Annotated in this window: 21 protein-coding genes; 9 read left to right on the top strand and 12 right to left on the bottom strand. The window is 62.3% G+C overall.

Features of this window, described 5'->3' with window-relative positions; all coding sequences use genetic code 11:
* On the bottom strand, positions 1-2,431 hold a 2,431-nt coding region (gene rne, locus RBH19_RS12685; RefSeq protein WP_306729224.1), incomplete at its 3' end, for a ribonuclease E.
* 642 nt (positions 2,432-3,073) lie between these two features.
* Here rne and RBH19_RS12680 point away from each other — a divergent pair.
* Together RBH19_RS12680 and RBH19_RS12675 are read left to right on the top strand one after the other, a co-directional pair.
* Positions 3,074-4,009: an RluA family pseudouridine synthase gene (locus RBH19_RS12680; RefSeq protein WP_306729223.1), complete on the top strand. Its 936-nt coding sequence runs from the start codon at positions 3,074-3,076 to the stop codon at positions 4,007-4,009.
* On the top strand, positions 4,006-4,680 hold the full coding sequence (locus RBH19_RS12675; protein ID WP_306729222.1) for an HAD-IA family hydrolase: 675 nt from the start codon (positions 4,006-4,008) through the stop codon (positions 4,678-4,680). Before RBH19_RS12680 ends, RBH19_RS12675 begins: the two co-directional genes overlap by 4 nt.
* Before the next feature lie 25 nt (positions 4,681-4,705).
* On the opposite strand, the gene RBH19_RS12670 is transcribed toward RBH19_RS12675, so the two are convergent.
* Entirely contained in the window at positions 4,706-5,311 is a 606-nt protein-coding gene (locus tag RBH19_RS12670) for a Maf family protein (protein ID WP_306729221.1), read from the bottom strand.
* A 182-nt stretch (positions 5,312-5,493) separates the two neighbouring features.
* On the opposite strand from RBH19_RS12670, the gene RBH19_RS12665 reads away from it, so the two are divergent.
* The 4 genes from RBH19_RS12665 to RBH19_RS12650 all read left to right on the top strand — a co-directional run bounded on the left by RBH19_RS12665 (position 5,494) and on the right by RBH19_RS12650 (position 8,502).
* Positions 5,494-6,072, top strand: coding sequence for a YceD family protein (locus RBH19_RS12665; RefSeq protein WP_306729220.1), 579 nt, complete (start codon positions 5,494-5,496; stop codon positions 6,070-6,072).
* 117 nt (positions 6,073-6,189) lie between these two features.
* Positions 6,190-6,396 (top strand): 50S ribosomal protein L32, encoded by a 207-nt coding sequence (gene rpmF, locus RBH19_RS12660; RefSeq protein ID WP_306729219.1) that lies wholly within the window; start codon positions 6,190-6,192, stop codon positions 6,394-6,396.
* Positions 6,397-6,508: 112 nt separating this feature from the next.
* A complete protein-coding gene (plsX, locus tag RBH19_RS12655) occupies positions 6,509-7,537 on the top strand; it encodes a phosphate acyltransferase PlsX (RefSeq protein WP_306729218.1) in 1,029 nt (342 codons plus the stop codon).
* A complete protein-coding gene (locus RBH19_RS12650; RefSeq protein ID WP_306729227.1) occupies positions 7,534-8,502 on the top strand; it encodes a beta-ketoacyl-ACP synthase III in 969 nt (322 codons plus the stop codon). Before plsX ends, RBH19_RS12650 begins: the two co-directional genes overlap by 4 nt.
* Before the next feature lie 15 nt (positions 8,503-8,517).
* Here the strand turns inward: RBH19_RS12650 and RBH19_RS12645 are convergent, their stop codons facing one another.
* The 5 genes from RBH19_RS12645 to gspC form a co-directional block, all read right to left on the bottom strand.
* On the bottom strand, positions 8,518-9,354 hold the full coding sequence (locus tag RBH19_RS12645) for a bifunctional nuclease domain-containing protein (protein ID WP_306729217.1): 837 nt from the start codon (positions 9,352-9,354) through the stop codon (positions 8,518-8,520).
* A gap of 83 nt (positions 9,355-9,437) precedes the next feature.
* Entirely contained in the window at positions 9,438-10,673 is a 1,236-nt protein-coding gene (gene gspF / locus RBH19_RS12640) for a type II secretion system inner membrane protein GspF (protein WP_306729216.1), read from the bottom strand.
* On the bottom strand, positions 10,673-12,265 hold the full coding sequence (gene gspE / locus RBH19_RS12635; RefSeq protein ID WP_306729215.1) for a type II secretion system ATPase GspE: 1,593 nt from the start codon (positions 12,263-12,265) through the stop codon (positions 10,673-10,675). Before gspE ends, gspF begins: the two co-directional genes overlap by 1 nt.
* Positions 12,252-14,288, bottom strand: a complete 2,037-nt coding sequence (gene gspD, locus RBH19_RS12630) for a type II secretion system secretin GspD (RefSeq protein ID WP_306729214.1) — start codon at positions 14,286-14,288, stop codon at positions 12,252-12,254. Before gspD ends, gspE begins: the two co-directional genes overlap by 14 nt.
* 78 nt (positions 14,289-14,366) lie before the next feature.
* Complete coding sequence (gspC, locus tag RBH19_RS12625) at positions 14,367-15,299, bottom strand: type II secretion system protein GspC (RefSeq protein ID WP_306729213.1); 933 nt, start codon at positions 15,297-15,299, stop codon at positions 14,367-14,369.
* Positions 15,300-15,539: 240 nt separating this feature from the next.
* Between gspC and RBH19_RS12620 the strand changes: the two genes are divergently transcribed.
* The 3 genes from RBH19_RS12620 to clpA are packed head-to-tail and all read left to right on the top strand — an operon-like array spanning position 15,540 to position 20,486.
* Positions 15,540-17,786 (top strand): CHASE2 domain-containing protein, encoded by a 2,247-nt coding sequence (locus RBH19_RS12620; RefSeq protein ID WP_306729212.1) that lies wholly within the window; start codon positions 15,540-15,542, stop codon positions 17,784-17,786.
* 36 nt (positions 17,787-17,822) lie between these two features.
* Positions 17,823-18,155 carry an ATP-dependent Clp protease adapter ClpS gene (clpS, locus tag RBH19_RS12615; RefSeq protein ID WP_306729211.1) on the top strand — a complete coding sequence of 111 codons (333 nt, stop codon included), beginning with the start codon at positions 17,823-17,825 and terminating at the stop codon, positions 18,153-18,155.
* A 57-nt stretch (positions 18,156-18,212) separates the two neighbouring features.
* Positions 18,213-20,486 (top strand): ATP-dependent Clp protease ATP-binding subunit ClpA, encoded by a 2,274-nt coding sequence (gene clpA / locus RBH19_RS12610; RefSeq protein ID WP_306729210.1) that lies wholly within the window; start codon positions 18,213-18,215, stop codon positions 20,484-20,486.
* A gap of 57 nt (positions 20,487-20,543) precedes the next feature.
* Here clpA and infA read toward each other — a convergent pair whose 3' ends face one another.
* Genes infA through trxB form a run of 5 tightly spaced genes read right to left on the bottom strand, consistent with a single transcriptional unit; the run spans position 20,544 to position 24,384 of the window.
* Positions 20,544-20,762: a translation initiation factor IF-1 gene (infA, locus tag RBH19_RS12605; protein WP_253445479.1), complete on the bottom strand. Its 219-nt coding sequence runs from the start codon at positions 20,760-20,762 to the stop codon at positions 20,544-20,546.
* A 55-nt stretch (positions 20,763-20,817) separates the two neighbouring features.
* Positions 20,818-21,528 carry an arginyltransferase gene (locus RBH19_RS12600; RefSeq protein ID WP_306729209.1) on the bottom strand — a complete coding sequence of 237 codons (711 nt, stop codon included), beginning with the start codon at positions 21,526-21,528 and terminating at the stop codon, positions 20,818-20,820.
* The gene (gene aat / locus RBH19_RS12595) at positions 21,518-22,264 is read right to left on the bottom strand and encodes a leucyl/phenylalanyl-tRNA--protein transferase (protein WP_306729208.1); all 747 of its coding nucleotides are present in this window, start codon (positions 22,262-22,264) and stop codon (positions 21,518-21,520) included. The genes RBH19_RS12600 and aat overlap by 11 nt, the downstream gene beginning before the upstream one ends.
* Positions 22,261-23,397, bottom strand: a complete 1,137-nt coding sequence (locus tag RBH19_RS12590; RefSeq protein WP_306729207.1) for a GNAT family N-acetyltransferase — start codon at positions 23,395-23,397, stop codon at positions 22,261-22,263. Before RBH19_RS12590 ends, aat begins: the two co-directional genes overlap by 4 nt.
* Positions 23,398-23,406: 9 nt before the next feature.
* Positions 23,407-24,384: a thioredoxin-disulfide reductase gene (gene trxB / locus RBH19_RS12585; protein WP_306729206.1), complete on the bottom strand. Its 978-nt coding sequence runs from the start codon at positions 24,382-24,384 to the stop codon at positions 23,407-23,409.
* Positions 24,385-24,585: the final 201 nt, after the last annotated feature.

The raw sequence follows: 24,585 nt of genomic DNA, 5'->3' as shown, positions 1-24,585 counted from the left end.
CAGGCTTCTGTTCCTGACGCGGTTCCGGCTTCGGTTCAGGTTTCTGATCCTGACGCGGTTCCGGTTTCGGCTCAGGCTTCTGTTCCTGACGCGGTTCCGGTTTCGGCTCAGGCTTCTGTTCCTGGCGCGATTCCGGCTTCGCTTCAGGCTTCTGTTCCTGGCGCGGTTCCGGCTTTGACTGAGGCTTTGAGTCCTTGCCGGGTTCCTGCTTCGAAGAAGCTGGCTGTTCGCGTTTCTGATCCTGGCCCTGGCCCTGGCCCTGGCCTTTATCCTGGCCCTGGCCCTCCTGGCCCTGACGCTGATCCTGATCCCGGTTCTGCTGGCGCCCCCGGCGGCGTCGACCGCCGCGGCGTCCCCGGCGTGTACCACGGCCGGGCTTGTTGCCCTGGTCACCGCGATCATCGCCCTCGCGTTGACCGTCGCCGCCATTTCCTTGCGCGCGCTTGTCCTCGGCCGGGCGCTTGCTCTCTTCCTGCTTCCTGTCCTGGGTTTTTGCCGTGTCCTGTCGATCCGGACCTGCCTTGCGATGATCCTGCCCGCGATTCGATGGTCTTTCGCTGTCGTCCGCACGTCCGCCTTGACGGCGGCGGCGTCCCCGTCCGCGTCGGTTACGGCCACCCTGCGATTTGCCCTCGTCCCGTGATGTGCCGGGCCCGGAGGGACGTCGGCCGCCGCGGCGTCCGCGCGTGTCCCTGCCGGATTTCCCTTTGTCCTCACCCCGGCCGAACAGCAGGCGCCACAGCCGCACCAAGAGCCCGGGACCAGTCGGTTCCGCAGCGGCCTTCTCCGGCTCTGCGGGAGTCGGTGCGGGGCTTGAGGGGGCGATTGCCTTCACGGCGGGGGCTTCAGGTATGGCGACCTTGCGGATTTCACCCCGCTGCTGCGCCGGCTTCTCCTCGTCTTCCTGCTGCAGTCGCAACTGGTAGCTGGCCTGGCCGGCGGGAAGCTGGTCCAGCTCGTCCTTCCGCAGGCGGTGAATATCGTAATGGGGCGTTTCCAGCTCGCGGTTGGGAACCAGAACCAGGTCCACGGTGCAGCGGCTCTCGATCTCGGCGATTCGGTCGCGTTTTTCATTGAGCAGGAAGGTGGCCACCTGGAAGGGCAACTGAGCCACGACGCGTGCGGTGTTCTCCTTCATGGCTTCCTCTTCGAGGATGCGGAGAACGGAAAGTGCCAGTGAGTCCACGCTGCGGATGCGCCCCTCGCCACGGCAGCGCGGGCAGATTTCCTGGCTGGATTCGCCCAGGGATGGCTGCAGGCGCTGCCGCGACATTTCGAGCAGCCCGAACCGCGAGATCCGGCTGACCTGGACACGGGCACGATCCATCTTGAGCGCATCACGCAGGCGCTGCTCCACCTCCTTCTGATGCTTGATCGGGCTCATGTCGATGAAGTCGATGACGACCAGTCCGCCCATGTCCCGTATGCGCAGTTGCCGGGCGATCTCGTCGGCTGCTTCAAGGTTGGTGTTGAGTGCCGTTTCCTCGATGTCACCGCCCTTGGTGGCGCGAGCCGAGTTGATGTCGATGGCGGTCAGGGCTTCGGTGTGATCCAGGACGATGGATCCACCGGAAGGCAGACGCACTTCACGAGTGAAGGCCGATTCGATCTGGCTCTCGATCTGATAGCGGGTGAAGAGGGGAACCGGATCGTCATACAGCTTGAGCTTGCCCAGGTTGTGGGGCATGACCTGGGACATGAAATTATGCGCTTCCTGGTAGATGTCCGGGTGATCCACCAGGATCTCTCCCACATCGGTACGCAGATAATCGCGAATGCAGCGGATGATGACATTGCTTTCCTGGTAGACCAGGAAGGGGGCCTGGCGCTCTTCAGCCGCCTGTTCGATGGCCTTCCAGACCTGGAGGAGATAGTCCAGGTCCCATTGCAGCTCTTCGGTGCTTCGACCGACGCCCGCGGTGCGCACGATGACGCCCATGCCATCCGGGATGGACATGCGGCTCATGGCATCCCGCACTTCGGCCCGCTCATCGCCCTCGATGCGGCGGGATACACCACCCGCTCTGGGGTTGTTGGGCATGAGCACCAGGAAACGGCCCGCCAGGCTCACGAAGGTCGTCAGGGCGGCGCCCTTGTTGCCTCGTTCCTCCTTGTCCACCTGGACGACCACTTCCTGGCCTTCACTGATGGCATCCTTGATGTTTACCCGGCCGCCGGATTCCGCGGCACCATTCTTGAAATAGGAGCGCGCAATTTCCTTCAGGGGGAGAAAGCCGTGGCGCTTGGCGCCAAAATCGACGAAGGCGGCTTCGAGGCTGGGTTCAACCCGGGTGACCTTGCCCTTGTAGACGTTGGCCTTCTTCTGTTCCCGGGAGAGGACTTCGATATCGAGGTCGTACAGACGCTGGCCGTCCACCATGGCCACTCGCAACTCTTCCGGCTGAGTTGCGTTGATGAGCATTCTTTTCATAAGTGATCCCGCTGGCGCTCAACCGCGTCAGGCAGGTCACGCAGAGCCGTTGTCACGGACAGGTCGTTCAGAGCGAACCCTTGCTGGCGCCGCGTCATACCGCAGCCGCCCGGAATCCTGTCGTTCATCACTCGGCGCTTCGTGACCATGCCCTGGCATGGGAGCGCGTGTTTCAGTCGTCCGTTCCCGTCTTGCGTTGTTACGGTGAACGGTCGAGCGATGAAAAATATGGAGCCCAGATCACCGTTGCCGGCCGGACTCCCCCTTAGCTCTGCCTGGCAGAGCCACACAAATCAACTTCCGGAACGCTTGGCGCTCCTGCTGGAACCCCCCGTCTTCAATGGATTCGGGGTGTTCCCGCCTGGCCGTGTTCATGGCCGGGCTGTCGTAAAGCGTTTCCACCGCGGCTCAGCGATCCCAAAGAGGGATGCCGCAGCCGAGTGGGGATTCGCCCGAGCCTCCCGATTGTGAGGCCGCCGGGCCGAAAAGACGCTACCCGGGATTTGGGAAGGGCGAACCGCTCCGGTACTATATCAGTGCACCCCGTTTGACTCAATCAATCGCTTCCGGTTCAGGGGCTTCTGTCCGTACAGGTGACGGGCGAGGGGCATCCCGGGGCCCGGTCACCACCGAGAGGTCTTCATGACAGACGGTCCGCAAATCCAGGAAGCCGGAGAGGACGATGCCGGCCAGCGGATTGACAATTACCTGCGACGAGTACTCAAGGGCGTGCCGAAATCCCTGATTTACCGCTTGCTCCGCACGGGGCAGGTCAGGGTCAACAAGCGCCGAACCAAGCCGCATTACCGGCTGCAGGCCGGTGACAGCGTGCGTATTCCGCCGGTGAGTGGTGGCGGCAGTCGGGCCGGGAGGGCGCCCCAGCGGCTGCAGGAACGCCTGGAATCGCGCATTCTCCATGAGGACGAGCGCCTGCTGGTGATCAACAAGCCGGCTGGGGTGCCGGTCCACGGCGGCAGTGGCTTGCACTTCGGACTGATTGACGCCCTTCGCCAGGCCCGGCCTGGTGAGCATTTCCTGGAACTTGCGCACCGCCTCGATCGTGAAACCAGTGGCTGCCTCCTGATCGCCAAGCGCCGTTCCACCTTGCGGCGCCTGCACGCCTTGCTGCGCGAGAACCGGGTGGAAAAGCACTATCAGGCGCTGGTGTTCGGCCGCTGGGAGCAGCCTGAGGTGGTGGATCAGCCGCTGGCGCGCACGGCAAGAGGAACAGGGGAGAACAAGGTCTTTGTCAGCGCGGAGGGCAAGCCTTCACTGACCCGCTTCCGCCCGCTGACCGTATACCGGGACTGGACACTGGTCGAGGCTGTGCTCGAGACCGGTCGCACCCACCAGGTTCGTGTGCATGCGGCCAGTAGCGGTCACCCGCTGGCAGCGGATAATCGCTATGCCACGCCGGCCAGTGAAGCGGCCAGCAATGCCCTGGGGGTGAAGCGCCTCTTCCTGCACGCCTGCCAGCTGGCGTTTCAGCACCCGGATCGCGAGCATCAGAGAATCCAGGTAGACGCGCCGCTGGACGAGGACCTGCAGGCCATTCTCGGGAAACTGGAGCGGTCATGAACGAGCTGCAACCGCGCATCGTCATTTTCGACTGGGATGGCACGTTGATGGATTCCACCGGCCATATCGTGGCCTCGGTTCAGGCAGCGGTGCGGGAGCTGGGCTGGGTGGAACCGGACGCGGAAGCCGTACGCTCAGTGATCGGCCTGAGCCTGGATCGGGCTCTGGAAACCGTCATGCCGGAACCATCCCCAACCGCCGTGCAGGCTTTCCAGCAAGCCTATCGTCGGTATTACCTTGATCCCGGCGTTCACGAAGGGGATCTGTTTCCCGGCGTCGATTCCCTGCTAGAGGATCTTGCCGGGGCAGGCATCTGGGCAGCGGTGGCGACCGGGAAAGGGCGTGCCGGCCTGGATCGGGTAATGGGCAAGCTGGCGGTGAGCGGTCACTTTGTCACCAGCCGGTGTGCCGATGAGGCCCGTTCCAAACCCCACCCCCAGATGCTCGAGGATATTCTCGATTACACCGGTCTGGAACCGGCCGATGCGCTGATGGTGGGTGATACCACCTTTGACCTGGATATGGCCAGGAGTCTGCGCATGCCGGCCATAGGCGTGACCGGTGGTGCCCACCCGGCCGAACGATTGCGGCAAAGCCAGCCCCTGGCCCTGCTGGATCGGGTGGCCGATCTGCGATCCTGCCTGAGTGCGCTCAAGGTCGACGCCGACTGATGAAAGCCACGCCGGGAGCGGGCAGTCACTCACCCAGGTTTAGGGGGTCGGCACCGGCCGCACGCAGGGCGCGCGCAAGGGCGATCAACGGCAGACCGATGAGTGCGGTCGGGTCTTCACTTTCAATGGCCTCGAAGAGGCTGATTCCAAGGCCTTCACAACGGAAGCTGCCGGCACAGTCCAGCGCTGCTTCCTTTTCCAGGTAGGCCCGCGCGGTGGCTGATTCGAAGGGGCGAAAGCGGACGCGCGTTTGGTCGAGGTGCTCCTCGATTACCGTGCCATCGCCGCCCATGAGGCACAGGCCCGTCATGAAGTGAACTTCCTTTCCGGCGCAGGCCGTTAGCATGGCGATACCGCGCTCCATGGATTCCGGCTTGCCCAGAATCTGGCCGTCCAGAACCGCGGCCTGGTCGGAGCCGATGATCAGACTCTGTGGATCCTGCAGGCGTTCGGCCACCGCCCTGGCCTTGACCCGACTCAGTCGCGACACATAGTCCGCCGGGTTTTCCCGCGCATGGGGAGACTCGTCAATGTCGGCGGCCTGCTGCTCGAAATCCGGCAGCAGGCGGCCAAGCAGTTCCGCCCGGTAGGGCGAACGTGAGGCGAGAACGATGTTTCCGGGATTGGCCATGTCTCAAGGCCTCCATTGCGTGAGAGAATGTCGTCGGAACCGCGTTTTTCCAGTCTTGGCCGCGCGGCCCTGCCTGTCAAACGGCGGGGGTATCGGCGCCGTTGCCGAAGCCTGCAAAAACAAGGGCTTGGCGCGATCTTTCTTTTGACACTCAATTGTAAAGTGAGTAGAATTGTCGGTTTATGTCGGTGAACCTTAGCAACCCGGTTGATCCGGAACGGCTGGCCGAGCAGGCACAATGGCTGGAAGCCGGCCTGCCGGTGGCTCGCATGCATCGCCTTGAGCCTCTCCTGGCTTGCGGGGAAAATGGCGTTGAAGCGACACTGCAGGCCGATTGCCGGGTTCGATTCTATCGTGACGAAAGTCGTCGGCTTCGCGTTGAGGGGCGGGTGTCCGCGGTTCTGCCGCTGGAGTGCCAGCGTTGCCTGGAGGTGGCGCCGGTAGCGGTGGAGGGTGAGTTCAGTCTGGTCATCGTCGACAGCGAGGAGGCCGCCGACGCCTTGCCGGCCGAGCTGGACCCGCTGCTGCGAACGCGGCGCCTGGTGGACGTCTCCGGCATGGTGGAGGACGAGTTGATCGTTGCCCTGCCGCAGGTCGCCCGTCATGCCCGAATTGCCGACTGTGGCCCGATTGCCCGGGAAGACGCACTGGATGCCGGTGAGGTGGAAGCTTCCCCGGTAGTGGAGGAGCCCACGGCGAGACAGCGACCTTTCCAGGTTCTGGCCGGTCTGGGCAAGGGCAAGGGCAAGGGAAAGCGGTAATCCGAGCTCGACCGCGGGTATTGTTGTACTGGGCAAGCAATCACGGCACGACGAGCGACATGAATCGGCGTTGCCATCTACTGTAGAATTCAGCCAAGACGAATCTGGAGCATAATCATGGCCGTTCAGAAGAACCGGAAGACCCCGTCCAAGCGTGGCATGCGTCGCGCCCACGACAGCCTCAAGAACCCGACCCTGTCGGCAGAGCCGACCACGGGCGAGACCCATCGTCGCCACCACGTGAGCCCGGATGGTTTTTATCGTGGGCGCAAGCTGGTCAACACCCCGGCTGACGAAATCGATTTCGAAGACGACGAGGACTGAGTGTCCTCAGGCAGCAAGCGGATGTCGTCTGGCCGCGATCCCCGGGGTCGCGGCCGGTTTTTTAGGATCGAACAACGGGAAAAGCGCGCATGAGAGTGGCTGGAGAGATCTCATGAGTGGTCGGATTACATTGGCGCTTGATGCCATGGGTGGGGATCACGGGCCCAGTGTGGTGGTGCCGGCCGCCTTTTCCTTTCTCGACAAGCGGGACGATGTGGATCTGATTCTGGTCGGTGACGAAGCCGTTCTGGAATCCCAGCTAGGCCACACCGGTGCACGTCATGCCGGGCGTGTTCGCATCCATCATGCCAGTCAGGTCGTGGCAATGGATGAGCTGCCATCCCAGGCGTTGCGCGGCAAGAAAGACTCCTCCATGCGCGTCGCCATCAACCTGGTCAAGCAGGGTGAAGCCCAGGCCTGTGTCAGTGCCGGCAATACCGGCGCACTGATGGCAACGGCCCGATTCGTTCTCAAGACCCTGCCCGGTATTGATCGTCCCGCCATCATCTGCCCCATTCCGGCCGTGGGTGGTCACACTCATATGCTGGATCTGGGCGCGAATGCCGACTGCACGGCAGAGCACCTGTTGCAATTCGGTGTCATGGGTTCCGCGCTGGCAGCGGCCATCCATGATATTTCCAACCCCAAGGTGGGTTTGCTGAATATCGGCGAGGAAGAGATCAAGGGCACGGAAACGGTCCGCGATGCCTCCCAGCTCCTTCAGGAAAGCCGGCTGAACTACATTGGCTACGTGGAAGGGAATGATATCTTCTCCGGCAAGGTGGACGTGGTCGTGAGTGAGGGGTTTGTCGGTAATGTCTCCCTCAAGACCATGGAAGGCGTCGCGAAGATGATCGGCACCTATATCCGGGAAGAATTCAATCGCAACTGGTTTACCCGCCTACTCGGGCTGGTGGCACTGCCGGTTCTGCGTTCTCTCAAGCGCCGAACCGATCCCAGGCGTTATAATGGAGCCAGTTTCGTCGGCTTGCAGGGCATCGTCATCAAGAGCCACGGTGGGGCGGATGAAGTTGCCTTCGAAAATGCCATTCGAATAGCAGCTTTGGAAGTCGAAAAAGATGTGCCGGCACGTATCAGCCGGCTGATGGCCAATGAAGTCAATGAAGGGCAGGGTGTCTGATGTATGCACGCATAGCCGGTACCGGTCGTTATCTTCCCGAGAAGGTGCTGAGTAATTTCGACCTGGAAAAGATGGTCGAAACCAATGATCAGTGGATTCGGGAGCGAACCGGTATCGAGCGCCGGCATATTGCAGCCGACGGTGAAACCACCTGCGATCTCTGTGAGCACGCCGCACGCAATGCCATGGAGATGGCGGGCGTTGGCCCCGAGGATATCGACCTCATCATTGTCGGTACGACCACACCGGATCAGATTTTTCCCAACGTGGGCTGTCTGCTGCAGGAGCGCCTTGGTAATCGCGGTGTGCCTGCCATTGGTCTGGAGGCTGCCTGCAGCGGATTCATCTATGGCCTGAGCATTGCAGACAAGTTCATCCGTACCGGGGCGGCCAAGCGTGCCCTGGTCGTCGGTGCCGAGACCCTGTCACGCTTCATCGACTGGACGGATCGTTCAACCTGCGTACTTTTCGGTGATGGTGCCGGGGCCGTGGTGCTGGAAGCCTCGGATGAGCCTGGCATCATTTCCACGCATATCCATGCCGACGGCGGTTACAAGGATCTGCTCTACTTTCCTTCGGGTGTTTCGAAGGGCTTCAATGACCTGAAATCCGGCAAGGATTTTGTGCAGATGAAGGGCAATGAAGTGTTCCGCGTGGCAATAACCACTCTGGGGCGCATTGCCCGCGAGACCCTGGCCGCCAACAACATGAGCAACGACGACATCGACTGGCTCATTCCCCACCAGGCCAATCTGCGCATCATCGAAGCGACGGCCAAGAAGCTGAAGATGCCGATGGAGCGGGTCATTCTCACCGTTCAGGATCACGGCAACACCTCGGCCGCGTCCGTTCCCATGGCGCTGGACGTCGCCGTCAGGGATGGTCGAATCCAGCGCGGGCAGACGCTCCTGCTCGAGGCATTCGGTGGTGGCTTCACCTGGGGTTCGGCACTCCTGCGCTACTAGGGAAGCTGGTTTCCCCTAGAGTCGCTCATGCTCCGCGGATTCTTCCCGCGGGACTTCAGTGGGTACCACGATTTCGTATTCTTCACCTTCCCGCCAATAGCGGATGCGCGCTTTTTCCTCACCGGGTACGGCACGAATCGCATCAAGGAAGTCCAGGGGGCTGCTCGGGCGACGTTCCCCGACGGCAATGATCAGGTCGCCCGCCTGCAGGCCAGCTTCCCTCGCCGCGGCTCTGACGCTACTCACCAGCACGCCGGGGTCGGAGGGAAGGCCCAGCTCCTGACGTAATTCACCCGTGGCATTGACGACCGTGATGCCGGCAGCCTGCACAATGTCGCCGCTGCCTTCCGGTGCCTGGAAATCAAAGTCCAGCCCGGCGCGCAGAATCTCCCGACTCACCTCGATGCGAGCACCGGTGCGCACGGCCAGGGCCATGCCATCGCTGGGGCGGGTATCGATCTCTGTGACTTCGTTGCCGCCGCTCCGGCGAAGGAGCAGTCGCCCGTAATAGGTGCCGTTGCGCAGTTCGTGCACCTGGAGTACTTCCAGGGATGCATCCAGGCCGGCGATGGTATTGGCCAGCAGGTCGTGGGTCATCGGGCGTGGACTGGCAATGTCATGCAGGCCCTGGAGGATGGCCTGGGCCTCGATCAGGCCGATGAAGATCGGTACCACCTCTCCCGACTCCGGTTCACGTAGCAGGGCCACCGGTGTGCCGCTGTTACGATCGAAACCCACCGTCGCCAGCTCCACTTCCACCAGCTCCGGCCGTGTTTCCCGGGCGAAGGCCGCGAGTGCGATGGCAGTGGCAAGAACGAGCAGGGAGAAGAGAGAGAGCAGCTTGACGCGCATGGGGTTCCTCCCGGCAGGTGCCGGCGGCAGCGGATCATGAAGTCACTATGCCTGCTGCCAGGCCGGGATGGAAGCCGGGGCCCTCAGGCCACCAGGCGGTTCAGTTCCAGAATCGGCATCATCAGGGCGAGCACGATCAGGAGTACCACCACGGCCATGACCATGATGAGCACGGGCTGCAGCAATGACATCAGCGTCGAGGTCAGGGATTCCATTTCCCATTCCTGGTTGGAGGCGGCCCGCTCAAGCATTTCCTCGAGCTCGCCGGAGGTCTCGCCGCTTCGGATCAAGTGAATGGTCATGGGTGGAAAAAGGCCGCTGGCCGCCAGGGAGCGCCCGATGGGGGCACCTTCCCGCACCCGATTGGTGGCCTCGTGAATGGCATCGCGCATGGGCAGATTGCTGACTACCTCGCCGGAAATGCGAAGGGAATCCAGAACCGGAACACCGCTGCCGGCCAGGATGCTCAGGGTGCGTGCAAAGCGGGCTGTGTTGAAGCCCCGGTTCAGGCGGCCCACCAGGGGAATGCGGAGAATCAGGTGATGGAAGCGCCGGCGCGGTCCTTCCTGCCGGAGCAGGCGTTTTACCCCGTAGCCCACGGCCACCAGTCCGATCAGCATCCACAGGCCACTTTGTTGCAAAAACTCGCTGGCTCCGATCATGAACTGGGTGAGCTGTGGCAACTGTTGCCCGGTGTCCTCGAAGACAGTGACCACCTGCGGCACCACGTGAACCAGCATGCCCACGATGATCAGTATGGCCACCACGGTGAGTACGATGGGGTAGACCATGGCCTGGGAAATCTTGGAGCGCATCTGCTGGCGGGTTTCCGTGTACTCGGCCAGCCGCTCCAGTACCCCGTCCAGGTGCCCGGATTGTTCACCGGCCGCCACCGTGGAGCGATAAATTTCCGGAAAGGCGTTCGGGAATTCGCCCAGGCCATCCGCCAGGGTATGGCCTTCCAGCACGCGGGAGCGGACGGCCATCAGGATGCTCTTTACCCGGGCCTTCTCGCTTTGCTGCGCAACGGCACTGACCGCTTCTTCCAGGGGCAGCCCGGAACGGATCAGGGTGGCCAGCTGGCGGGTCAGCAGGGCCAGGTCACCGGCGCTGATGCCCCGCCCGAAACGGTTGGCCGTGGAGGACGTGCTTTCGGAATTCCCGGCTTTCCTGCGGCCACCGGCAATTTCCCGTACTTCAAGTGGCGTCAGCCGCTGCTCTCGCAGCTGCTGCCGGATATGGCGGGCCGTGTCACCCTCGATGACACCCTTTTTCGGTTTGCCCCGGGCGTCCAGGGCTGTGTATTCGAAGGCGGCCATCAGTCTTCCCGGGTCACTCGGACAACTTCCTCAATGGTGGTTTCTCCGGCAAGCACCTTGCGGCGGCCATCTTCACGGATGCTGGCGGAGAACTTGCGGGCGTAGCTCTCCAGCTGCTGTTCGGAAGCACCGTCATGGATCATCGTGCGCAGGCGATCGTCAATGGGGATCAGCTCGTAGATGCCCATCCGCCCGCGGTATCCGGAATGATTGCATTTGTCACAGCCGTTGGGCCTGTACAGGGTCATTTTCTGTTCGGTTGGGAAGGCCAGTTGCTCCAGCTCCCGTGCTTCCGGTTCATAGGCAGTCTTGCAGTCCGGACACAGCTTCCGCACCAGGCGCTGTGCCAGCAGCCCGAGAAGGGAAGATGAAAGCAGGAAGGGCTCAACGCCCATGTCACGCAGACGGGCAACGGCGCCGACTGCGGTGTTGGTGTGGAGGGTCGAGAGCACCAGATGGCCGGTCAGGCTGGCCTGCACCGCGATTTCCGCGGTTTCCAGATCGCGGATTTCACCCACCATGACCACGTCCGGATCCTGGCGGAGAATGGCCCGCAGCCCGCGGGCGAAGGTCATGTGTACCTTGGTGCTGACCTGGGTCTGACCAATGCCGTCCAGATAATACTCGATCGGATCTTCCACGGTCATGATGTTGCGACTGGTCTCATTCAGCCGGGTAAGACTCGCGTACAGGGTCGTGGTCTTGCCCGAGCCGGTCGGGCCGGTGACCAGAATGATGCCATGCGGCTTGTGAATGAGATCATCCATCAGTGCCTGGGCCTTTGGCTCCATGCCCAGGTGATCCAGATCCAGGCGGCCGGCCTGTTTGTCGAGAAGACGCAGTACCACGCGTTCGCCATGGCCCGAGGGCAGGGTGGAAACGCGCACGTCCACGGCGCGCCCGGCCACCCGCAGAGATATGCGGCCGTCCTGGGGCACCCTTTTTTCGGCAATGTCCAGTTTCGCCATCACCTTGACGCGGGAAACCAGCAGGGGCGCCACTGCCCGGCGGGAAGTCAGCGCCTCGCGCAGAACGCCGTCCACGCGGAAACGCACCACCAGGCGGTTCTCGAAGGGTTCGATGTGAATGTCCGAGGCTCCTTCCTTTACCGCCTCGGTCAGCAGCGCATTGATCAGCCGGATAATGGGCGCATCGTCATCCGCCTCCAGCAGATCCTCGGGTTCCGGCAGGGACTGGGCAACGCTGTTGAGGTCAACGTCTTCTTCCAGTCCCTCCATCATCTGGGTCGCGGAGTTGGCCGCCTCATAGGCCCGCTGCAGACGTTGGTCGAATTCCTCGGCCGACACCTTGCGCAAGGCGAGCCCCACACCCGCGTATCGGCGAACCTCCCGCAATGCGTCCGGCCGGGGGCGGGAACGGCAGATGGCTTCAATCCGCCCATCCTCCAGCGCTTCGCCCAGCAGCACGCCATGACGGCGGGCGAAGGCGAAGGGAAGGCGGGTGCGGTCGCTGTCATCCGTCTCCGGGTCCGGCGGCAGCGGCTCGGCCAAAGCCTGGCGGTTGCCGATATCGGTGGAGATATCGGTGGAGATATCTTCGCTTTCTTCCTCGAAGGGGTTACTGCTCGCCATCGTACTCTTCGTCCTGCATGTCCAGACGGGGCACGCGTCGACCATTTCCGGTGTCACTCCCGTGATGCGGGCTGTGCCGGAACTCTTCCAGCGGCTCGAGCTGGGGCCGTCGCACGCCGTGGATCAGCGGTACGCGTTGACGTTCGCCTCGCTGAAGGTCACGAATGCGGTTGTATTTCGCATCTGTGTAAAAACGTGAGTCTTCCGGGCTGCGCAGTATGACCGGTTTGAGAAAGACCATCAGATTGCGCTTTTCGGAAGCGGTCTGCGTGCTCTTGAACAGGTTGCCCAGCACGGGGATGCTGCCGAGTATGGGCACCCGCTGTTCCTGTTCGCGCAGTTGCTCGTCAATCAAGCCGCCCAGAACGATGACTTCGCCGTCCTCAACGATGACGCGGGTGGTGATGGAGCGCTTGTTGGTGATCAGGTCGGCGGCACCGCTTACGCCGCTGGCAATGCTTGAGACTTCCTGTTCGATGTCCAGGAAGACGGCATCCCCTTCGTTGATGCGGGGTGTGATCTTCAGGGAAATACCCACATCCTCACGCTGGATGGTCTGGAAGGGGTTGACCAGACCCATGCCACCGCCGCGCTGGCCGTCACGGCCACCGCCGACCCCGGTCTGGGAGTAACTGCCAGTGAGGAACGGCACCTGCTGGCCGACCGTGATCTCCGCCTCCTCATTGTCCATCGTCACCAGCGTGGGCGTGGACAGGATATTGGTCTTGGAGTCGCCGGCGAGTGCCCGGAACAGGGCGGCAAAGTCCAGGCCGCCGGCACGCGTACGACCGACACCGAAGAGCAGGCCCGACCCGGCGGATTGCAGGGCGGCTTCCGGCTGGCCGGCGGCCAGGGCGCCACCGATGGTGCCGATGTCGGCACCGGACTGGGGGAAGCGGGTGAGTCCGAAGGGGTTGCTGCCGCTTTCGTCCACCGCCGCCCAGGTGACACCCAGCTCACCACTGCGATCCTCGCTGAGTTCAACGATGATGGCTTCCACCAGCACCTGGGCACGACGAATGTCCAGCTTCTCAATGACCGAATTGATTTCCCGCATCTGCCGGGGCGGGGCGGTAATAACCAGAGCGTTGGTTCCTTCGTCCGCGACGATGCTGACCCGTTCACCTTCCCGGCCTTCGCCGCTTCCCATGTCCTCCACATGGCTGCGGAGGACTTCGGACATGGCCGCCGCGTCCGAATAGCGAAGGTAACGCACCTGGGTATTGCCGCCGGCTTCAAGCGGTGTGTCCAGATGGGAAATGAGTGCGCGCATGCGCACGCGGTCACTGCTGTCACCACCCAGCAGGACACTGTTGCTGCGCTCATCAGCCACCAGACTCAAGGGTACGCTGCCGTCACCGCGATCGCGGCGTTCCATGGAGGTCAGCACGCGTACCACCTCCGAGGCCGAGGCGTGTTCAAGGCGGATGACCTCGATTTCATCGTCCTTGGCGCGGTCGATTCGGCGGATCAGGTTCCGAATGCGTTCAACATTGGCTTCCCGGTCGGCCACAATGATCATGTTTGAGACATTCACGGAAGCCAGATGACCATGCTGCGGGATCAGGGGCCGCAGGATGGGGACCAGCTGCGCGGCCGGCACATGTTCCAGTTCAATGACGGCCGTGGTGATCTCGTCTCCGAAGCGGCTGATGGCATCGCCCATTTCCGATCCGGGCATTTGCCGGGCATCGGAAGAGGGGACGATCTTAATCGTCTCACCAGTCTGCATGGCGGCAAAGCCATGTACCTGAAGGATGGAAAGGAAGGTGTCGTAAACGGCGTCGGCGGGGATGGGGCGAGAGGACTGGACGGTAATTCGCCCCTTTACCCGCGGATCGACGATGAAATTCTTCCCGGTTGCCTCGGAGATGGACGCCGCCACTTCACGGATGTCTGCCTCCTTGTAGTTCAGGGTGACCCGATCGGCGAGGGCAAGCGCCGGCCAGGCCAGCATGAAGGCAAGCATGGCCGCCAGGGCAGGCAGGCGCAGGCGGTGAGTGCGAGGAGACTTGTGATTCATTGTTCTTTCCAGTCCAGCAGGTTTCAGTGATCAGATGCCATTTGGGGCCTACAACCGCCCATGCTCGCTTGCTCGTGGTCAGTTGCCCATGGAAATGGTAACGGAGGTTTGTCTTCCGCCCCGCTCAATGGTCAGGTCCACCGATGAGGCATCCTGCAATTCATTCATCAGGCTCATGGCCGCGGCAGGCGAGTTCATGGGCTGGCCGTTGACGGCGGTCACGATGTCACCGGCCCTCAGGCCGAGCGCCTGGAACTGATCCCGCATGCGACCGGGGAAAATCCGGAAGCCCACCATCTCGCCGTCAACGTGATGGGGCGTTGGCCGAATTACGTCCGTGATGCGTTCCGGGTTCTCCTGAATCGCGGCCCGGAGGTCGACCAGCTCTTCCGGCACGGTGACCTGTTCATCCGTTTGCCGGCTGGCCTGACGACCATTGCTGCTGCGGGTTCGCGTCAGACCACTGTCGGATTCGTCTTCCCGGGGCAGGCGCAGGGTTTCCAGGTCGCCGCCCCGCTCAAGGATCACCCGGTCTGCATAGATGGCGCGCAGGGACGCGCCGGAGCCGATCCGGTCGCCAACACGGAATATCTTGTCTTCGCCGCGCCCCGAGGCAATGATGGCCATGGCCATCTGCGGGATTTCGGTGGCCATGACACCACGCAGCTGCAGGTTGAGCTGGGTTTCCGGGGCTTCCACCTCGGCCAGGTCAATGGCGTCGGGTTCGTCGGCCGGATCCGGGTCACCGAATACCGACAATTCGATCAACCGTGTCACCTGGCTGCCGTTCCTGCCCTGATCCCTGTCCGCGACGAATGGCTCGGAAGGGGTTGAGGTCTGACCCTTTTCATCGGGCACGGGAATGATTCGCCAGGTGAGGTCGGCCAGGGTGTGGGCAATGACCAGAATGAGGAAGAGGGTCGCGACCAGGGGCGCCCAGCGCAGCAGCGGTTCCGGCCGCGGCAATATTCTTTCCCCCAGATTACTCAGCGTCCCCAGTTTCGGGTTCATCAGTCTTTCCCGCCCGGCGCCAGGCCCGGCGCCCCCATAAGTGAATTCCAATAGAGCATCATACGGACATATTGGTGGAATGCTCAAGGCCGCCCGGTGGTTGCCGGGCGCCGGTAGCAATCCAGTTCGTGTAAAGTGGGGATTTCACCGGGCCGGGCAGGGGAATTCGCTGGCGGCCAGGTCATTGCAGCCATTCATTCGGCAGAGGTCATCGGCACGGTGGGAATTCCCAAGCGGTCATTGCCAGTCAATATCGGGACTCGCCAGCGCGAGTTCCGTATTCGGCTGTTGCTGACCGGAGTGCTTCTGGCGCTGTTCACGGCGCATGCGGCCGGCCTGGTCCATATTCGGGCCATCTCCCATCTGGAAAACCTGGCCTACGACAGCCGGCTGCGACTGGGCATGCCGTTCAGCGTTGACCCGAACATCGTGATCGTCGGTGTCGACGAACCGAGTCTCGCCCAGGAAGGGCGCTGGCCCTGGCCGCGGGATCGCATGGGCGTGCTGGTGGAGGCACTGTTTCAGCAATATGGCGCCAGGGCAGTGGGGCTGGATGTGGTCTTTGCCGAGCCCCAGGACGGACGTCGGGTGTCCTACGCCGGCCAGCGTGGGCACAGCCAGTGGCGATCCATTGGCGGCTGGCTGGAAATTCCGGGTGAAACACGACAGGAACGCAGTGCCGACGAGTGGCTGGCCGATGCACTTCGGGGACGGGCCGTCGGAACGGCCATGCTGTTTCGCGACGGCGATGACGGACGCTCGGTGGGCGTGCTGCCGAGGCCGTTGATGCGCTGGGAACAGCTGCCGAAGGGCCTGGAGCCGCTGGAATCCGAAAGCTATACCGCCAATATTCCGGTGGTGGCCGAAGCGGCCGTCAGCGGCTTCACGGACAATCCGCTGCTGGATTCCGACGGCCACTACCGGCGCGTTCCGCTGCTGCGAAACCATGGGGGGCAGGTGTATGCCTCCTTTGCCCTGCAGATGGCCTGGCTGGTGCTGGGTGACGAAGGCCGCCCCAGAATCCAGACCAATGCCCATCTACTGACCCAGAGCCAGCACGCATTGGACATCGGCAGCATCCGGATTCCCATGGAGTCCGACGGCGGGATTCTCGTCCCGTTCCGGGGCCCTCGTTTCAGTTTCTCCTATGTCTCTGCTGCCGAGGTATTCAACGGAACGGCCTCGAAGGGCCTTTTCGAAGACCGGGTGGTGCTCGTCGGTGCCTGGGCCTCCCGGCTGGGACAGGGCTACGCCACGCCGGTGGCCCAGTCCATGCCCAATATCGAGGTTCAGGCCAATATTCTTTCCGGACTGCTGGAAGGGCGTGTCCTGCAACGCCCCAGCCATGCGGTGCTGACCGAGGTGGTGACCCTGTTTCTGTTGGGCTTTCTGTTGACGGCCGCCTTTCTCTATCTGGGCAGCTGGGGAACGGTCACAGCCGCCATCGCCGCTCTGGGGCTGTTCTCCGCGGCCAATCTGATTGTCTGGCAGGCCTGGTCACTGGTGCTTCCCTATGCTTCGGTGGCCCTGTTCATCGTCGCCCTGTTCGTCATCCACCTGATCTACACCCAGATCATAGAAGCGCACTCCCGGAGCCAGCTCTCGCGGGTGTTCGGGCAATACGTACCCCGGGAACTGGTGGAAGAACTCTCCGACCATCCCCAGCCGGTCACGCTGGCCGGGGAAAGCCGCCACATGACCGTGCTGTTTTCGGACATACACGGCTTCTCGGGTATCGCCGAGGCGCTCAATCCCCGCCAGCTTGCCCATCTGATGAATGAGTTCCTAACCGCGATGACCCGGGTCATTCACCACCACAGGGGTACCATCGACAAGTACATGGGGGATTCGGTGATGGCGTTCTGGGGGGCACCGCTGGACATGCCGGATCATGCCCGCCGTGCCGTGCTGGCGGCGCTGGACATGCAGGAGGAAATGCACCGTCTCAACAACCGTTTCGCCGAGAGGGGCTGGCCTCGCCTGCGCTTGGGCATCGGCATCAATACCGGACACATGAGTGTCGGCAACATGGGATCCGAGTTTCGCATGGCCTATACCGTGATGGGGGATGCGGTGAACCTGGCCTCGCGCCTGGAGGGGCTGACCCGACAATGTGGTGTGGGCATCATCTGCAGCGAATTTACGCGAAATGCGGTTCCGGAAGTGCGCTTCATGGAGCTGGGCAGGACCGATGTGCGGGGCCGCGAGGGGCCGGTGACCATATTCGAGCCCATCGGCCTGCCGGATCTGATGGACGACGAGCAGGAAGAGCAGGCCGAGAAGTTCGAGCGGGCCCTCGATGCCCTGCGGGCCGGGCGGAGCTGGGAAGTGGAGATGATCGCCGAGGCATTGCTGGTTGCGGATCCCGGGCGTCACCGCCTGTATCGCTGGTTGCTGGAGCAGCTGGACGAGGTGGAGCAGCCAGAGGCGGGGGACGTTTCTCCGCGCCGGCGGTCGGGAGAATCTGACCGAGAGGGCGGTCTATAGCTTCGGACAAACGGTCATTTGGGCTAAAATAGGGGCATGAGCGAATACAACGGACAACAAGACAGCAGCCCCGGGAATCCGGGGGTTGCCGTACAGGAGGCGAAGCCAGAGGTTCGCAAGCCGCCCCTGTACAAGGTCATTCTCCTGAATGACGATTTCACGCCGATGGATTTCGTGGTCGAAGTCCTGCAGCGGTTCTTCCGGATGGATCGGAACAAGGCCACGCAGATCATGCTCAATGTGCATACTCAGGGAAAGGGAGTCTGCGGCGTGTTTACCTATGAAATTGCGGAAACCAAGGTGGCCCAGGTCAACGAGTATTCCAAGAAACACCAGCACCCGCTGCTCTGTACTCTGGAGCAGGCCTGAACCAGCCGGCCGTTGCAACGGTCCATGTATTAACCGGCGACATAAAGAAGGTGCGACATGCTGAGTAAAGAACTGGAATTTTGTCTCAATGCCGGCTTCAAGGAAGCCCGCCAGAAGCGGCATGAGTTCATGACCGTGGAGCACCTCCTGCTGGCCCTTCTGGATGCCGGTCAGGTGATCGAGATTCTGCAGGCCTGCGGCGCGGATCTGGAAGCGCTGCGCCGAGAGCTGGGCCAGTTCATCGATGAGACCACGCCGGTGCTGGATGAGAGCGAAGGTGACGATGTGCAGCCAACACTGGGGTTCCAGCGGGTGCTGCAACGGGCGGTATTCCATGTCCAGTCATCGGGCAAGAAGGAAGTGACCGCCTCGAATGTGCTGGTGGCGATTTTCGGCGAAAAGGAAAGTCATGCGGTCTACCTGCTAAGCAAGCAGAGTATCACCCGTCTGGATGTGGTGAATTACATTTCCCACGGCATCTCGCGTATTTCCGGTGAAGAAGGCGTGGAAGGCCAGACCGAGGACGATGAAGCCACGGTTGATGATGCCGAAAACACACCGCTGGAGAAGTACACCACCAACCTTAACCGTCTGGCCCGCGAGGGGCGGGTGGATCCGCTCATCGGGCGGGCACATGAAATCGAGCGTACCGTGCAGGTGCTCTGCCGTCGTCGCAAGAATAACCCGCTGTTCGTGGGTGAGGCCGGGGTCGGCAAGACCGCATTGGCGGAAGGCCTGGCGCGTCGGATCGTGGATGGTGAAGTGCCCGAGCCCCTGTCCGAGGCTACCATCTACTCTCTGGATCTGGGCGCACTGATTGCCGGCACCAAGTATCGGGGGGACTTCGAGAAGCGCCTCAAGGGTGTGATCAGTGACCTCAAGCGACGGCCGGGTTCCGTGCTGTTCATTGACGAGATTCATACCATCATCGGGGCGGGTGCCGCCTCGGGTGGCGTCATGGATGCATCCAATTTGATCAAGCCGGTGCTCACCAACGGCGACCTGCGCTGCATCGGTTCCACTACCTATCAGGAATACCGTGGCATCTTCGAAAAGGACCGCGCGCTTTCCCGGCGATTCCAGAAAATCGATGTGCCCGAGCCGTCGGTGGAAGAGACCGTGGAGATTCTCAAGGGACTGCGAAGCCGCTTTGAAGAGCACCACGACGTGAAGTATCCGCTGCGCTCCCTGCGCGCGGCCGCGGAACTGTCGGCCCGCTACATCAATGATCGCTTCCTGCCCGACAAGGCCATCGACGTGATCGACGAAGCCGGCGCCAACATGCGGCTTCGCCCGAGCACCCGTCGGCGCAAGACCATTCATGTCAGTGACGTGGAAGATATCGTGGCCAAGATTGCGCGTATCCCGCCAAAGACGGTCTCCAATACCGACAAGGATGTGCTGCGCAACCTGGAAAGAAACCTGAAGCTGGTGATTTACGGGCAGGATGCCGCCATCAAATCCCTGTCTTCCGCCATCAAGATGTCCCGTTCCGGTCTCGGCAGTCAGGATCGCCCCATCGGTTCCTTCCTCTTTGCCGGCCCCACAGGGGTGGGCAAGACCGAGGTGACCCGTCAGTTGGCGAAAATCCTCGGAATCGACCTGATCCGTTTTGATATGTCCGAATACATGGAGCGGCATACGGTGAGCCGGCTCATCGGTGCGCCGCCGGGCTATGTGGGTTATGACCAGGGCGGTCTGCTCACCGAGGCGGTAAGCAAGAAACCACATGCCGTTCTGCTGCTGGATGAAATCGAGAAGGCACACCCGGAGCTGTTCAATATCCTGCTCCAGATCATGGATCACGGTACTCTGACCGACAACAACGGCCGCAAGGCGGATTTCCGCAATATCATCGTGGTCATGACCACCAATGCTGGCGCCCAGGAACGGGCGCGTGCCTCGATGGGTTTCGTGAATCAGGACAACAGTTCAGACAGCATGGAAATCATCCGGCGGGTATTCACGCCCGAGTTCCGCAATCGCCTCGATTCCATTGTGGAATTCGAGGGGCTGGATGAACGTACCATCGCCCAGGTGGTGGACAAGTTTCTGATCGAGCTGGAAGCTCAGCTGGAAGAAAAGGGTGTGGCCCTGGAAGTCGACGAAGCCGCCAGGGCATGGATCGCCGAACGCGGATACGACCCGAAGATGGGGGCACGCCCCATGGCCCGCATCATCCAGGATCACATCAAGCGCCCCCTCGCCGAAGAACTGCTGTTCGGCAAGCTGGCCGGTACTGGCGGTACCGTGTCGGTAACCGCCCGGGACGGCAAGCTGGCACTGGAGACCCGCTCCGCAGAGGGCGAGGCCGTGGTTGAGGAGAAGTAGGCGGTCAGGCGTTTCGAGCAGCCCCGGATTCGCCGGGGCCGACAAGAGTGGCCGAACTCAGCGACCCCGGTAGACGATTCGACCCTTGTTGAGGTCGTAGGGAGTCAGCTCGACGGTGACCTTGTCGCCGGTGAGGATGCGGATGTAATTCTTGCGCATGCGGCCGGAGATGTGGGCGGTCACCATGTGACCATTTTCCAGCTCCACACGGAACGTGGTGTTGGGCAGGGTTTCGACAACCCGGCCTTCCATCGTGATGTGATCTTCCTTTGCCATTGGGCCTCACTCGTTTCGGGAAAACGGGGATTCTGAAGGAAAACGGGGCCGGGGATCAAGTGGAAAGTGACTGCCAGTGGCCCTCGATCATCATTTCGATGGGCCGGTAATCGGTCTTGTACCGCATTTTCGGGCTTTCCTGCACCCAGTATCCCAGGTAGACATAGGGCAGGCCAGCCTCACGCACCTGCTCGATTTGCCAGAGAATGCCGTACTGGCCGAGGCTTCTGTGCGTCAGATCCGGGTCGAAATAGGTGTACACGGCTGACAGGCCGTCCTCCAGCCAATCACTGATCACCACCATGAGCAGCTGTCCGTCCAGGCGAAAATGGCTCATTCGGGTATCCGCCCACTGGGAGCGAATGAAGCCCATGTAGTCGTGCTCATCCCCCTCGGCCATGGGCCCGTCGCCGTGGCGTAGCCGCTGATAGCGCTGATAAAGCGAATAGGCTTCCTCGTCGAAAGTCACGGGTCGTGTGTCCACGCTCAGGTCGCTGTTGCGCTTGAGGCAGCGGCGATGACGCCGCCGCCACTGAAAGTCCCTGACCGGGATGCGGGTGGGTATGCAGGCCTTGCAATGTCGACAGTGGGGCCGGTAGAGGAACTCGCCGCTGCGACGAAAACCGATGCTTGAGAAGGCAGTGTGATCCGCACGATCGCGGACCGAGCCGGGTTCAAGCACGATATTGCGTGCCTGCAGGCCCTCCCGGTACGGGCAGTCCTGCTCGGCGGTGAGCAACAGGCGTGGCTGGCGTTCACCCTTCATCGTCGCCATCCTTCCGGCGACACGCCTCGGGGCGGGTCGTCAGCTGCCACGGTGAGGCCGGCCCGGGTTCCGCCGTGTGGCGATCGAGTGCGGCAAGGAATGCCGGCCTGGACAGGGTGAGCGCACCCATGCGCAACAGGTGCGGATTCTCCACCTGGCAGTCCATGAGGGCAAAGCCCCATTCGGCGAGCTGGGCGTCCAGCCAGGCCATGGCAATCTTGGATCCATCGCTTTGGCGGCTGAACATGGATTCGCCGAAGAACACGCGGCCGATGGCAACGCCGTATAACCCGCCAATCAGCTCATCCTTGCGCCAGACTTCGACGGAATGTGCATGGCCCAGACGGTGGAGGGCCTGGAAGGCGTCGCGCATGGATTCGGTGATCCAGGTGCCGTCCTGATCGCGCCGCAGTCGAACATCGGCACAGGCCGCAATGACCTGGTCGAAGGCCCGGTCGAGACTGACCTGGTAATCCATCCGTCGGAGGGTGCGTCGCAGGCGGCGGCTGACATGCAAATGGCCGGGATAAATCACCAGGCGCGGGTTCGGGCTCCACCAGAGAATCGGACTGCGACGATCAAACCAGGGGAAAATCCCCTGCCGGTAGGCAGTCAGCAGGCGCTGGGGCGAGAGGTCACCCCCCGCCGCCAGCAGTCCGTTGGGGTCATCCAGGGCCGTCTGTGGGTTCGGGAACTGCACAGGGGCATCCGCTTCGATCCAGGGCAGGCGACTCATGGCCCTTCCCCGGCATCGCGGTGAAAGGGCAGATGTTGGCGGGCGACGTTCATGTAATCCTGATTGTGTCTTGCCTCCGCGGCCGCATAGTCAGCCACCGCCCGTCGCAACGGTCCTGAGGGAATCCAGTGCATGGATGCGGTTTCGATGGGCTCAAAGCCGCGCAGCAGCTTGTGCTCCCCCTGGGTGCCCGGGTCGAAGGCGCGAAGCCTGTTCTGCAGGCAGTAGTCGATACCCTGGTAATAGCAGGTTTCAAAATGCAGGCCGTCCAGATCCCGGGCCGCCCCCCAGTGGCGACCGTAGAGTGTCTCTGTACCTTTCAGGCAGAAGGCCATGGCAATCAGTTCATCCTCCCGATCGTAGGCCTCGATGATCAACAGCTGTCCCGGCATGCTTCCTGCCAGGCCGCGAAAGAAGTCCGGTGGCAGGTAAGGGCGCTGCCCACGTAAATGATAGGTGCGCGCGTAGAGGGCGTACAGGCCTGTCCAGTCCGCCGAGGCCAGGGCTTCGCCTTCACGCCACAGGAATCGCACCCCCTGGTCGTGCACCCGTCGTCTTTCCCGCAACAGGTTCTTGCGCTTTTTCGCCCGGAAGGTTCGCAGCCAGTCATCGAAGGTTTCGTGCCCCTGATTCTGCCAGAGGAAGCGACAGCCGTGACGGCTGATCCAGCCCCGTTCGCGAAGCAGCGTCAGATCCCGTGGCAGGCAGAACAGGACATGAGCCGTGGAGTAGCGTTCACCATCCGCCATGGACTCCATTGCCACGGCCAGGCGTTCCCGGGCGCTGTCATCCTGGCCCAGTAGCCGGGGCCCGGGCAGGGGACTGAATGGGATGGCTGAGAGGAGTTTCGGATAATAGGCCAGCCCCTGCCGTTGCCAGGCATCGGCCAGCGCGAAATCAAAGACGAACTCACCGAAGGAATGCTGTTTCTCGTAAAGAGGCAGGGCGGCCATCAGGCCGCCCTGTGAATCATGCTCCAGGCGGTGGGCAGGCACCCAGCCGGTATCGGGGGTCGCGGCCCGGGAGAATTCCAGCTGATGCAGAAATTCATGCCGCAGTGCCGGCTGGTCGGAGTCCACCAGCGCGTTCCAGTCGGCCGCTGGTACATCGGCCATGCAGGCGAGGGTGTGCATGAATCGCCCTCAGGAGGCTTCTCCCTTGTCCATGGATTGGGCCTCGAGAAACTTCTCCGCATCCAGCGCTGCCATGCAGCCCGTACCGGCCGACGTCACCGCCTGACGATAGACATGGTCCATGACATCGCCAGCTGCGAAAACGCCCGCGATGCTGGTCTGTGTGGCATTGCCCTGGAGACCGCTCTGAACGACCAGGTAGCCACCCTCCATGTCCAGCTGATCCTTGAACAGTTCGGTGTTGGGCTGATGGCCAATGGCGATGAACACGCCCTGAAGATCGATATCCTCGGTCTGATCCTTGTCCTTGGTGCTGCGAATTCGCATGCCGGTGACACCGGTCTCGTCACCCAGCACTTCATCAAGGACGTGATCCCACTTGATGCTGATCTTGCCTTCCTTCACCTTCTGGAACAGCCGGTCCTGCAGAATGGCTTCCGCCCGCAGTTTGTCGCGGCGATGCACCAGGGTCACGTGGCTGGCGATGTTGGACAAGTAGAGGGCTTCCTCCACGGCGGTATTGCCGCCGCCGACCACGGCCACCTGCTGCTCACGGTAGAAGAAACCGTCACAGGTGGCACAGGCGGAGACACCCTTGCCCATGAAGGCCTCTTCGGATTCCAGCCCCAGGTACATGGCACGGGCGCCGGTGGCGATGATCAGGGCATCGCAGGTGTACTCGCCCTGGTCGCCACGCAGGCGGAAGGGGCGTTGGGTCAGCTCCACCTGGTTGATGTGATCGAAGACGATCTCGGTCTCGAAGCGCTCGGCGTGACGGCGCATGCGATCCATCAGCTCCGGCCCCTGCACACCATCCGCGTCACCCGGCCAGTTGTCCACATCGGTGGTGGTCATGAGCTGGCCACCCTGTTCGATGCCAGTCACCAGCACCGGATTCAGATTTGCGCGGGCGGCATAGACCGCCGCGGTGTAGCCGGCCGGTCCTGATCCCAGAATCAGCAGGCGGCAATGTTTGGCTTCACTCATGTATAATGGCTCCCGATTGATGTCCGGACCGGTTGGCCCGGGCCCGTTATTGGTTGATTTCTGGCTGGCGGGTCGAGACCGCGCCGGCAACGAATTCGGCTCATCGCCAGGCCATGGCCCGGCCGATGCTTCCCGAGAGAGCGCAAATCCCTGGCATGCCCTGACAGTCATCCGCCCTTGATGGCGGGGGCCGGGGAGCGC

Source organism: Natronospira bacteriovora, assembly GCF_030848495.1.
GTDB lineage: Bacteria > Pseudomonadota > Gammaproteobacteria > Natronospirales > Natronospiraceae > Natronospira > Natronospira bacteriovora.
This window is presented reverse-complemented; position numbering and strand designations above follow the sequence as displayed.

What these genes read in the sequence shown, in the direction of transcription:
- RBH19_RS12670 (WP_306729221.1), bottom strand. Translation starts at nt 5,311, where the DNA reads ATGGCCAATCCCGGAAACATCGTTCTCGCCTCACGTTCGCCCTACCGG.
- RBH19_RS12600 (WP_306729209.1), bottom strand. Translation starts at nt 21,528, where the DNA reads ATGAAGGGTGAACGCCAGCCACGCCTGTTGCTCACCGCCGAGCAGGAC.
- gspE (WP_306729215.1), bottom strand. Translation starts at nt 12,265, where the DNA reads ATGGCGAGCAGTAACCCCTTCGAGGAAGAAAGCGAAGATATCTCCACC.
- clpA (WP_306729210.1), top strand. Translation starts at nt 18,213, where the DNA reads ATGCTGAGTAAAGAACTGGAATTTTGTCTCAATGCCGGCTTCAAGGAA.
- gspC (WP_306729213.1), bottom strand. Translation starts at nt 15,299, where the DNA reads ATGAACCCGAAACTGGGGACGCTGAGTAATCTGGGGGAAAGAATATTG.
- RBH19_RS12680 (WP_306729223.1), top strand. Translation starts at nt 3,074, where the DNA reads ATGACAGACGGTCCGCAAATCCAGGAAGCCGGAGAGGACGATGCCGGC.
- aat (WP_306729208.1), bottom strand. Translation starts at nt 22,264, where the DNA reads ATGAGTCGCCTGCCCTGGATCGAAGCGGATGCCCCTGTGCAGTTCCCG.
- clpS (WP_306729211.1), top strand. Translation starts at nt 17,823, where the DNA reads ATGAGCGAATACAACGGACAACAAGACAGCAGCCCCGGGAATCCGGGG.
- infA (WP_253445479.1), bottom strand. Translation starts at nt 20,762, where the DNA reads ATGGCAAAGGAAGATCACATCACGATGGAAGGCCGGGTTGTCGAAACC.
- RBH19_RS12665 (WP_306729220.1), top strand. Translation starts at nt 5,494, where the DNA reads ATGTCGGTGAACCTTAGCAACCCGGTTGATCCGGAACGGCTGGCCGAG.
- gspD (WP_306729214.1), bottom strand. Translation starts at nt 14,288, where the DNA reads ATGAATCACAAGTCTCCTCGCACTCACCGCCTGCGCCTGCCTGCCCTG.
- plsX (WP_306729218.1), top strand. Translation starts at nt 6,509, where the DNA reads ATGAGTGGTCGGATTACATTGGCGCTTGATGCCATGGGTGGGGATCAC.
- RBH19_RS12645 (WP_306729217.1), bottom strand. Translation starts at nt 9,354, where the DNA reads ATGCGCGTCAAGCTGCTCTCTCTCTTCTCCCTGCTCGTTCTTGCCACT.
- RBH19_RS12675 (WP_306729222.1), top strand. Translation starts at nt 4,006, where the DNA reads ATGAACGAGCTGCAACCGCGCATCGTCATTTTCGACTGGGATGGCACG.
- rpmF (WP_306729219.1), top strand. Translation starts at nt 6,190, where the DNA reads ATGGCCGTTCAGAAGAACCGGAAGACCCCGTCCAAGCGTGGCATGCGT.
- RBH19_RS12590 (WP_306729207.1), bottom strand. Translation starts at nt 23,397, where the DNA reads ATGCACACCCTCGCCTGCATGGCCGATGTACCAGCGGCCGACTGGAAC.
- trxB (WP_306729206.1), bottom strand. Translation starts at nt 24,384, where the DNA reads ATGAGTGAAGCCAAACATTGCCGCCTGCTGATTCTGGGATCAGGACCG.
- gspF (WP_306729216.1), bottom strand. Translation starts at nt 10,673, where the DNA reads ATGGCCGCCTTCGAATACACAGCCCTGGACGCCCGGGGCAAACCGAAA.